The organism is Rhodanobacter sp. DHG33 (assembly GCF_014843005.1).
In the GTDB taxonomy this organism is placed as follows: Bacteria; Pseudomonadota; Gammaproteobacteria; order Xanthomonadales; family Rhodanobacteraceae; genus Rhodanobacter_A.
Genome location: NZ_JACYXM010000024.1, coordinates 1 through 930, shown reverse-complemented (window position 1 = coordinate 930; position 930 = coordinate 1). Strand labels below are relative to the sequence as shown.

General features: G+C 58.8%; 1 protein-coding gene. It reads right to left on the bottom strand.

Annotated elements, in window-relative coordinates; all coding sequences use genetic code 11:
- A partial coding sequence (locus IHE46_RS16800) for an AMP-binding protein (RefSeq protein WP_192166072.1) occupies nt 1-930 on the bottom strand: 930 nt, incomplete at both ends.

The following is a 930-nucleotide window of genomic DNA, read 5'->3' as shown; positions in this document are numbered from 1 at the left end:
GGCTGGCCGTGGGCATCGAGCAGGTAAATGCGTAAATCGGGAATCCGTTGCCCAATCGGACTACCGGATGTTTTGGTATCGGTCTGCTGTAAGGCGCGGTAGGTGACATGCACCGTGGTTTCGGTGATGCCGTACATATTGATCAGCTGTGGTGACTGATCTGAACGGCTGGCATACCAGGCGTTGAGGATCCCCGGATCCAGTAATTCACCGCCAAAAATCACGTAGCGAAGCTTATCTTCAAGAGCGCTATGAGCCTGCGTTTCGATGAAGGTTTTGAACGCGCTTGGTGTCTGGTTGAGAACCGTGATGCTTTGCTCACAGGCTAAGCGATGGAAATCTTGGGTGGAGCGAGCGACTTCTTTCGGCACGATGACCAATCGGCCACCATGACGTAGCGCACCCCATAACTCCCAAACCGAGAAATCGAACGAGAAGGAATGGAATAAGCACCACACATCATGCGAATTGAATCCATACCATGCATTGGTGGCCTCGAATAAACGAACGATCTGTGCATGCTCGACCATGACGCCCTTGGGGGTGCCGGTGGAGCCGGAGGTGTAGATGACGTAGGCGAGATGGGTGGAGGTGAGGCCCAGCATTTGCGGATCGGGATCGGCGACGGACTGGTGGGCCCACGTCGCGGGTGTACCGAGGTCGAGCACGGTCAGGTGAGCGATCGCCGATTCGCCCAGGGCCGTTCGCCCTGCGGTATCGGCCAGCAAGAGCGCAGGAGCGGCATCGTGCAGGACCTGCGTCAGCCGTTCAGAGGGGTAGGTCGGATCGAGCGGGACATAGGCGCCGCCTGCTTTCAGGATGGCCAGGAGACCGACGACCATGGCCAGGCTGCGTTCGACGCAGATCGCCACGCGATCGTCGGGGCGCACGCCAAGGCCGATCAGATGATGGGCGAGGCGATTGGCCTGG